Source organism: Haladaptatus sp., assembly GCF_049589095.1.
Lineage (GTDB): Archaea > Halobacteriota > Halobacteria > Halobacteriales > Haladaptataceae > Haladaptatus.
In genome coordinates this window covers 1-6,994 of the sequence record NZ_JBAWAC010000683.1, presented here as the reverse complement: position 1 = coordinate 6,994, position 6,994 = coordinate 1, and the positions used below count along the sequence as shown (strand labels likewise).

The following is a 6,994-nucleotide window of genomic DNA, read 5'->3' as shown; positions in this document are numbered from 1 at the left end:
GGGGTATCGACGCCGACGAGACCAGCATTCGCGCTTCGACGCGAAACGGGAACGGCGGACTGGTCGGCGTCGCCACCATCCGCGAAGGTGCCGTCCTCGACATCGACAGCGAACACATCGTCGTCGGTACGGCGGGCCACGTGGACCACGGGAAGAGCACGCTCGTCGGGAGTCTCGTCACCGGTCAAGCCGACGACGGCGAGGGCGAGACGCGCGGTTACCTCGACGTCCAACCGCACGAGGTACAGCGCGGCCTCAGTGCGGACCTCTCCTATGCAGTGTACGGCTTCGACGATGACGACGGGCCGGTTCGCATGGACAACCCGCATCGGAAAACCGACCGTGCTCGTGTGGTCGAGGAGAGCGACCGTCTCGTCTCCTTCGTGGACACCGTCGGCCACGAACCGTGGCTTCGGACTACGATTCGCGGCCTCGTCGGCCAGAAACTCGACTACGGCCTGTTGACCGTCGCGGCCGACGACGGCCCGACGAAGACGACACGCGAACATCTCGGCATCCTGCTGGCGACCGAACTTCCAACCATCGTCGCCATCACGAAGATCGACGCCGTGAGCGAGGAGCGATCGACGGAGGTCGAGGCCGAAGTCGAACAACTCCTCCGCGAAGTGGGGAAGGTACCGCTCCGCGTCGAACGACACGGCGTCGACGTCGCCATCGAGGAGGTAAACGAGAACGTCGTCCCGATCCTGATGACCAGCGCGGTCACGATGGAAGGACTCGACGCGCTCGATACGATGTTCGAGCGACTGCCGAAGACGACGGCCGACAGCGGCGAGTTCAAGATGTACATCGACCGCAGTTACAGCGTGACCGGCGTCGGCGCGGTCGCGAGCGGTACCATCAACTCCGGATCGGTCGAGGCGGGTGACGAACTCCTCCTCGGTCCCATGGCCGACGGGAACTTCCGGACCGTCGAAGTCCGCTCCATCGAGATGCACTATCACCGCGTGGACGAGGCCAAGGCGGGCCGGATCGTCGGTATCGCACTGAAAGGGGTCAGAGAGCCCGAAATCGAACGCGGAATGGTGTTGCTCCCGGCGAACGCGGACCTGAAACCCGTCCGCGAGTTCGAGGCCGAGGTGATGGTGCTCAACCACCCCACCCGCATCGGCACCGGATACGAACCCGTCGTCCATCTCGAAACCATCAGCGAAACCGCCGTTTTCGAACCCGAGGGCGGCCATCTCCTCCCCGGTGACAAGGGGAAGACGAAAGTTCGATTCAAGTTCCGTCCGTACCTCGTGGAGGAGGGTCAGCGCTTCGTCTTCCGCGAGGGGCAAAGCAAGGGCGTCGGTACCGTGACCGACGTGCATCCGGTCGAATAGCGGTACTTCGTTTTGCTACGGTTCCAGCCACGGTCGTTCTTTGAGCGGATGCAGCGTCTCGAACGCGAAGTCCGGGGTCGGGTCGGGCATTTCGTCCGGGTCGGCCGGAACCCACACCGCGCCGAGTCCCGCGGCTTTCGCGCCGGGAACGTCGGTGTCGAGCGAGTTACCGACGTGCAGGGCGCGTTCGGGCGTGGCATCGAGTTCGGAGAGCGCACGCTCGAACGGTTCGGGGTTCGGTTTCGCCGGTGCGTCGTGGCCAGCAAACACGACAGAATCCACGTATCGTTCGACACCGAGCGCGGTCATTTTCTCCCGTTGCATCTCCGGCGCGCCGTTCGTGACGATTCCCAGCGCGTGCTCCCCCGTGAGCGCTTCGAGCGTTTCGGACGCGCCGGGGAGGAATCGGACTCGGGAGTGGTCTCGAATCTCGGCGAACGCGGCCGCAACCGCACGTCCGGTATCCTCGTCGTAGCCGTTCTCCCGTGCAATCGCCGCGAAGCAGTTGGCTCGCTGGTCGTCCACGCTCAGCCCCGCTTCGAGGAACTCGTCGTACCGGGCGTGATACGCCGGAATGTCGAAAAACGAATCGACGCCGACGCGGTCGAACGACGCCGCGAGGACGTCCCACGAGCGCTGTTCGTACTCCAGCAGGGTGTCGTCCAAGTCGAAGAGGAGGGTATCGATCGTCACTCCCGATACGTAGGTGGCGAGTGAATAAAAGCGACCATGTCGGGCCGCTCGCGAACCCGCGTGAACGGGGCTACGAAACCCGTCTTTCCGCTCTTTGTGGGTGTGAGAGGGCCATCGACACCTGCTCGCCGCTCACCACTTCGGGGATGATGACCTCGTCCGCTCCGGCCTGCCGGGCGAGCGATTCGTACGTCGCGTCACCCGCGCGGACGATGAGTTTCGCTCCCGGTGCGAGTTGGGTGGTGGCGATGATGATCTGGATGTTGACGTTCGAGTCGTCTATCGCCCCGATGACCGTCTCCGCCCGCGACACACCGGCGTCGGCCAGTACCTGCTCGTGCCGTGCATCGCCTTCGACGGCGAGAAAACCGTCGTCTATCGCTTTCCGATGCCCCGTCTCCTTCGTCTCGATGACGACCACGTCGCGTCCCGACTCGTCGAGTTGGGCCGCGATGGTCTTTCCGAACGTTCCGTAGCCGCAGATGACGACGTGATTTTCGAGGTTGTCGATTTCGTGTTGAATTTGCATGTGTCGTAGTTCTTCGTGTATTTGTCCGCCGAACGCCGCCGAAACGAACGTTTCACCGATCCAGAGTCCGACGACGACGAGACCGGTGAATATCACGATGGCGTACGCCTTGACCAGCGTCGCGGGGCCCTCGTACGTTTGGAAGTGGAGTTCGATGCTCGTCGGGTCGATGAGCCAGAACAACGCGTCCACGACCCCGACGCCGTGAACCGTGCTGAACCCGACGACTCCCGCCACGACGAGGAACACGAACGCCGCGACCGGCCGTAACAGTCGGCGGACGAGGGTCCTCCGAATGAACGCACCGAGGGGGAGGGGGACTGAAGTCATCGGACTCGTCGGTTGTGAATTTCCTCATAGTCGAGTTCTCCTCGAAATTTGTGCTTGATTGATTCATTAGACACAGATTGTTTGGCCACTTGGAAACCTATAACGCTGTTCATGCCTGGGATTGTATTTTATAACGGCAATTAAACTGTATAATGACGCGACTACGCTCGAACGTAGCCGCCGTTCGCTCGCTCCGCGAGTCCCAACAGCACCGCCCAATCGAGCACGTTGCCGACGCGCTTGTGCCACACCGATTCGGCCCGCGTCGAGTCGCCCCCACGTCTCGACGGTGGAACCGTCTCGCTGAACGCCTCGAAAACGGCGTCCGCTTCGAGCGGATCTTCGTCGAACAGGATACCCAGCACGGTAGAAGCGCCGTAGACGCGGGTTTGGAACGACTCGGCCAGTTCGTTCCGTTCCGGTTCGCGGCGACGACGAACGAACGTCCCATCTTCGGTCTCCTCGGCCAGTTCCAGCGCCCGCAGGAACGTGAGCCACGTTCCTGCGGTGTCCCGGTTTTCGACCCCTGCCCGTCGCATCACCCGCGCACAGCAGTCGTCCGTCACGTCGGGCACCAGCGGGAGGGCACGCTGGACGTCCCGAACGAAGTCGAGGTTCTCGGGCGCTTCGGGGACGGGTTTGAATTTCACAGGTCGAAGCTACGTTTCAGGAGGTCCTCGTTCGTCTCCCCGAGGACGTGTGTCGGCCCGTCCACGACGTTCACCGTCACCTGCGCCGGGGCGAAGACGCTCTCCGGAATCTCCTCGAAGTCCCAGTCGGCGTCGTCGAAGAACGTCTCGAACGGCGTGCCGTACTCGTCGCTCGCGGTCGACGGCAGTTCGTCGAACCGGTCGAACTCCTCCTCCACGGTGAGATGGACTTTCCCGCCGTAGGCCAGCGCGTCGTTCGTGCGCCCGATGGCCGTCGCCTCGTCGTGGCTGATCGGCGCAACCGGGGCGGAGCCCATCGCGGAGCGAATCGCCAGCGGATCGTAGCCGAGTTCCGTCAGGCGGAAGACGGCGAGTTCGGCGGCCCGCGACGCCACCGAGACGCTTCCGGCCATGCTCCCGGTTGCGAACGTCGGGAGGTAGACGGAATTGGCGTTCACCTCGGCGAGGTCGGCGACGTGTTCCGCGACTTCCTCGGTCGGGGGCGTGTCGGCTTCGACGGCGAGGACGGCGAAGTCGAACGCGTCAGTGTAGCCGACGCGGCGGTACTCGTCCTCCTCCGCGACCAGCGCGCGTGCGGGACCGCTCCCGAGCCCTTCGAACCCATCCACGGCGAGTTCCCACCCGGCCTTCTGCGAGCAGAGTAGGGCGATCGCGGGATGGTCCGTTGAGAGTTCGACGGTTGGTATCGGCACGCCCGCCACATCGCCCATCCGGCTCTGTATCGTCGCCAATCCGGCCGTCTGGAGTTCGGCGAGCAGAAGCCCGGCTTCCATTCCACCGGCGGTTTCGACCCCGAAATCGAGCACGGTGGCCTCGTTGTCCAGTTCGTACGCGGCGACGTTCAACTCATCCGCGAAGTCGATGGCCTCGTCCACGAGTTCGAGCGCCATCCGATTGAGACTCTCCATACCTCCGGGTTGGTGGTCATCCGGTAAACAATTCCGGATTCGGACGTTGCGGAGACGTGTTGGCATGATGAGTTCGACCATTCCAACGACTCATGCGTGTCGCTAGCGTACATCACTCGCATGTCCGAAACAGGCATCGACGAGACGTTCGCGGAGGAGATCGCAGTGACCTGTCGGACGGGGGTCGGGGACACGCTGCGGAGCGTGGTCCACTTCACGCCGAGCTCGTCCGAACTGCTGTATCTTCGGAGCGACCTGTACGGCGGGGACCATGAGATGGCCATGGAACGTACATCCGTTTTGGTGGCGAACGAACGGCTTGGATTCAGCACACACGAGACGTACCAGCGGCTCGAAGAGGAGGGATCCGCACCGGATATCGGCGAGTACGAGCTAACGATCCGCGCGTTCTCGGACGGATTCGTCAGTCGCGTCATCGTGGGCGACCACGGCATCCTGCTGACGAGCGACAGCCTCCCAATTGCGGATTTCGAGGACGTGGCGGTGTCGCTCCGCACGGAACTGGCTGAGCGCGTCGAGGAGAGTGATGGAAACGACTGAAATGACCACAGATTTGCATACTTCCGTGGTTGCCAACGGCAACCTTTACACCGCTGTGCCCACATCGTGGCGGTATGAGTGACACCGTACTGCTGGTGGGTGGTGGCGGCCGAGAACACGCGATCGCCCGATCGCTGGCCGAGAGCGACACAAGCCTCTACGCCTGTGCAGGCAACCGGAATCCGGGAATCGCCCGGTTGGCCGACGGTTTCGAGACGCTGGACACGACGAATACGACGGCTGTCGTCTCCTACGCGGAGGAAGTCGACGCGACGCTCGCCGTGGTCGGACCCGAGGGACCGCTGGCCGCAGGGGTTTCGGACGCACTGGACGATGCCGGAATCTACGCCTTCGGTCCGCACGCCGACGAGGCACGAATCGAGACGGACAAGGCGTTCCAGCGGCGGTTCATGGAGGAGCGCGATATTCCGGGCTGTCCGGATTTCGAGACCTTCGACGACATGGAGGCGGCCTGCGAGTTCATCGACGAGTACGACGGCGACCTCGCGGTGAAACCCGCCGGACTGACGGGCGGCAAGGGTGTGAAAGTCATCGGCGACCAGGTGACCGAGGAGGAAGCGAAGGAGTATCTGCGGGACAGCGACTACGAGCGCGTGGTGCTCGAAGAGCGACTCGTCGGCGAGGAGTTCACCGTACAGGCGCTCGTGGCGAACGGCCAACTGCGCGTGACGCCCGCGATTCAGGACCACAAGCGCGCCTACGAGGGTGACGAAGGGCCGAACACGGGCGGAATGGGCAGTTACAGCGACGCCGGTCTCGAACTCCCGTTCATGTCCGAAGAGGACTACCACGAGGCCGTCGACGTGCTGAAGGCAACCGTCGCGGCCTTGGACGACTATCGCGGCGTGCTCTACGGTCAGTTCATGCTCACTGCCGACGGCGTGAAGGTCATCGAGTTCAACGCCCGGTTCGGCGACCCCGAGGCGATGAACACCCTGCCCGTCCTCGCGACGGACTTCCTCGACGTGCTCGTCGCCGCACGCGACGACGAGGATCTGCCCAAACTCACCTTCGAGTCGAAGGCGACCGTCTGCAAGTATGCGGTGCCTGACGGCTATCCGACCGATCCCGAAGCCGGTGCGAAAGTCAAGATCAGCGAGGAGAACGCGGGCGACGCCATCCTCTTCTACGCCAGCGTGGACGAACGCGACGACGGAATTTACACCACGACGTCCCGCTCGTTCGCCGTCGTCGGTCTCGGAGAGTCCATCGAAGAAGCCGAGGAAATCGCCGAAGAAGCGCTTTCAGTCGCTGGCGAAGAGGGTCTCCACATGCGACACGACATCGGGACGGCCGACCTCGTCCAGCGCCGGATCGACCACGTACAGGAACTCCGTAACTGAACGGTACGCACCGGCTACCGGTTCGTCAGTCGGCCTATAATCAAGTCCGTTCATCCTGATGAAAATAGTATGGAACGGCAACTCACGTGTGACGAGATCTTCGACGTACTCGGAAATCGCCAGCGCCGACACGTCCTCTCTGCGCTGTTGAAGTACGACGAGGCGACGACCGTCTCGGAACTCGCAGAGACGACGGGGTCGGAAAACGGCGGCAATCCCGAACGGATCGAAATCAGCTTGATCCACTCTCATCTCCCGCGTCTCGAAGGGATTGGTATCGTGGAGTACGACCCCGAAACCGGCATGGTCGAACCGACCACCGCCGTCACCGACCTCGAACCGTTTTTCGAACTGGTGGAGAGTTGGTAACGCGCGAAACGAGGGAGCAGCGGAGAGGTAGGTTCAAGCTATTTCGGACGAAAGCGGCGGGCGTGAGCGACGATACGACCCGGCGCCACGAGCGAATCACGCGCCACGAAACCCCCGGTGGCCTGAACTCCTTGCAGTACTGGACGGACGTCCGGAGTCCACTTCGGGTTGCGATACAGTACATCGTCATCTGGCTCGTGCGTATCAACCCGAGCCTACGACT

Annotated in this window: 8 protein-coding genes and 1 pseudogene; 5 read left to right on the top strand and 4 right to left on the bottom strand. The window is 63.0% G+C overall.

All coding sequences use genetic code 11. The features are described 5' to 3' along the window. Positions 1-1,346: GTPBP1 family GTP-binding protein (locus WBV42_RS21420; RefSeq protein WP_423987835.1), on the top strand; the 1,346-nt coding region annotated here is incomplete at its 5' end. A gap of 15 nt (positions 1,347-1,361) precedes the next feature. Here the strand turns inward: WBV42_RS21420 and WBV42_RS21415 are convergent. The 4 genes from WBV42_RS21415 to mch form a co-directional block, all read right to left on the bottom strand. Beyond that, complete coding sequence (locus tag WBV42_RS21415) at positions 1,362-2,039, bottom strand: HAD family hydrolase (RefSeq protein WP_423987834.1); 678 nt, start codon at positions 2,037-2,039, stop codon at positions 1,362-1,364. A gap of 70 nt (positions 2,040-2,109) precedes the next feature. After that, the gene (locus WBV42_RS21410; protein ID WP_423987833.1) at positions 2,110-2,898 is read right to left on the bottom strand and encodes a potassium channel family protein; all 789 of its coding nucleotides are present in this window, start codon (positions 2,896-2,898) and stop codon (positions 2,110-2,112) included. Positions 2,899-3,059: 161 nt separating this feature from the next. Beyond that, a complete protein-coding gene (locus tag WBV42_RS21405) occupies positions 3,060-3,548 on the bottom strand; it encodes a hypothetical protein (RefSeq protein ID WP_423987832.1) in 489 nt (162 codons plus the stop codon). Continuing rightward, positions 3,545-4,477, bottom strand: a complete 933-nt coding sequence (mch, locus tag WBV42_RS21400) for a methenyltetrahydromethanopterin cyclohydrolase (RefSeq protein WP_423987831.1) — start codon at positions 4,475-4,477, stop codon at positions 3,545-3,547. Before mch ends, WBV42_RS21405 begins: the two co-directional genes overlap by 4 nt. 120 nt (positions 4,478-4,597) lie before the next feature. Between mch and WBV42_RS21395 the strand changes: the two genes are divergently transcribed. The 4 genes and pseudogenes from WBV42_RS21395 to WBV42_RS21380 form a co-directional block, all read left to right on the top strand. Next, positions 4,598-5,038, top strand: coding sequence for a DUF7522 family protein (locus WBV42_RS21395; RefSeq protein WP_423987830.1), 441 nt, complete (start codon positions 4,598-4,600; stop codon positions 5,036-5,038). 74 nt (positions 5,039-5,112) lie between these two features. After that, complete coding sequence (purD, locus tag WBV42_RS21390; protein WP_423987829.1) at positions 5,113-6,402, top strand: phosphoribosylamine--glycine ligase; 1,290 nt, start codon at positions 5,113-5,115, stop codon at positions 6,400-6,402. 69 nt (positions 6,403-6,471) lie between these two features. Continuing rightward, positions 6,472-6,771: a DUF7344 domain-containing protein gene (locus WBV42_RS21385; protein WP_423987828.1), complete on the top strand. Its 300-nt coding sequence runs from the start codon at positions 6,472-6,474 to the stop codon at positions 6,769-6,771. Between the two features lie 62 nt (positions 6,772-6,833). Beyond that, positions 6,834-6,994, top strand: a pseudogene (locus WBV42_RS21380) (acyltransferase); the annotation flags it as partial.